Source organism: uncultured Campylobacter sp., assembly GCF_938030685.1.
Taxonomy (GTDB): domain Bacteria; phylum Campylobacterota; class Campylobacteria; order Campylobacterales; family Campylobacteraceae; genus Campylobacter_B.
The window spans coordinates 1-1,779 of sequence record NZ_CALHHX010000198.1; the positions used below are offsets into that span (position 1 = coordinate 1).

2 protein-coding genes are annotated in these 1,779 nt (G+C 48.1%); both read left to right on the forward strand.

Annotated features, from left to right (window positions below):
- Nucleotides 1-437: 437 nt before the first annotated feature.
- Nucleotides 438-590 (forward strand): hypothetical protein, encoded by a 153-nt coding sequence (locus tag Q0369_RS09400; protein ID WP_298099080.1) that lies wholly within the window; start codon nt 438-440, stop codon nt 588-590.
- A gap of 24 nt (nt 591-614) precedes the next feature.
- Nucleotides 615-1,289, forward strand: coding sequence for a hypothetical protein (locus Q0369_RS09405; protein ID WP_298099084.1), 675 nt, complete (start codon nt 615-617; stop codon nt 1,287-1,289).
- The last annotated feature ends 490 nt before the right edge of the window (nt 1,290-1,779 follow it).

Consider the following 1,779-nt stretch of genomic DNA (forward strand, 5'->3'; position numbering starts at 1 on the left):
GCGTGATCTATCAGGGCTGGAGCCTGGACGCCGCGCGCAGCGAGATGATAGACGGCAGATACGGCTTTCACTCCATGTGGCAGGATATCGCTGGCTTTTTGACGCCGCAAAACGAAGCGCTCGTAAGAGCTGAGCTTGGAATTTAGACGAAATTTCGCCCATTAGGTCAAACAGTGTGAAATTTGCGAATTCGGAGCGTGTCAGCTTGATTTAACCAGAGCTTGCGCGGCTTAAAATTCGACTAGAGCCTACCGGCTTAAATTCGGCAGGCTTAAATTTAAAGGCAGACCAACTGCAGCAAGCTGTTGTGGCGAAGACATTTGCGGGCCGAGCCGTAGCGAGCCTAAATTTAGCGAGCTCGAAAACGGGCTTAAATTTAGCGCGCCGCTTGAGCGATAAAATCATGCGCTTTAAAATTTCAAAAACGGAGACTACGAATGATACATCACTTTGCGGATCTGCTAGATCGAAAGGACGATTACTGGGCGATGGTGCCCAACCGCGAGCGTTTCGCATTCGCGCTAAACGGCCCCGTGGCGGATAAGCAGAGCTTACAGATCGCTACAATAGGGGCGGATACTCCTTTTTGAGAGCAGATTTTTGAGTGCGGGGAGGTGCAGGGGCTTACTCTGCACCTCCCAAGCAAGGAGCAGATCGCCGCGATATCTAGGCTTAGGCAGCTTAAGCGTTTGCGCATTACGAGAGTTCAAGTGAAAAATATCGATTTTCTTGCCAAACTGCCGCTTTTGCAGGAGCTTGTTTTGGAATACATCTCGGGATTTTGCGATCTTTCGCCTCTGCGCGAGCTGAGAAGCTTAAGATCGACGCATTTTGAAAATTTACGCAGAGTAAGCGATTTTTCGGGACTTAGCGGCATAGCCTCGCTGCGATATCTGTGCATTAACGGCACGCTGGATTGGGATCAGCCGATTGTAGATTTTGAGTTTCTCAAAGGCCTATGCGGCCTTGAAGTGCTAAAACTAACCTGGGTGAAGTGCAAGGCCCCATATCCAGCGCTTTTGCCGCTCGTCGCTCTTAAAAATCTAAAAAAGATAAGTTTGTATCCGCACGCCTTTGCGCTGGAAGAGTACGCGCTTGCGCAGTTTATTTATGAGGGGGTAGAGGGCGCGCAAATGCCGCTTGCGGTGGAGTTTAAAGATACCGACTATGTATATTTTCTAGGGCGAGGCTCTGGATACACCAAAATGGGGGCGAAAAACGAGTTGCAAAGACGCGCGGAATTTGAGCAAAAATTGAGGCATACAAGCAAAAGGCGCGGGAAATTTTAAATTTATAAGTATCGCTAAAATTTTACTCTTTGCGGCGCAGCAAATTTTAAAAGCGTAAATTCCTGTAAAAAAGCAAAGAGGCCTTAAAATAGTAAAATTTAAGTCGTAAAATTTTACGCATTTTTCTACTGAAAATTCTCATACCCTTTTTCAAATATGCACTCACACCGCCCGTGCGTATCGCAATCAAATCGGCTAAATTTAAAGAGCTCGATTTGCGCTTGCGGCGACGGGGCGCGTAAAACGTCGCAAATATCTGACAAAATATCCGTAAATTTAGCCGAAACGCAGTAAAATTCGATCGGCAAATTTAGCAAAAGGAGCGATCGTGGAAAATTCATTGTTAGCGCAGTTGCGCGAGGCGCTACCGCAGGGCATGCGCGTGCCGAGCGAACTTGAGGCGCTTTATGCGTGGATCGAAGCAAACGGCTTTTATGACGACGTTGGCGGGCGCAGACGCGGCTATCTCTACCCACAGGATCAGCTGCAG

Bases quoted from the DNA above. Each gene is read 5' to 3' on its own strand.
- Q0369_RS09400 (WP_298099080.1), top strand. From the start codon at position 438: ATGATACATCACTTTGCGGATCTGCTAGATCGAAAGGACGATTACTGG.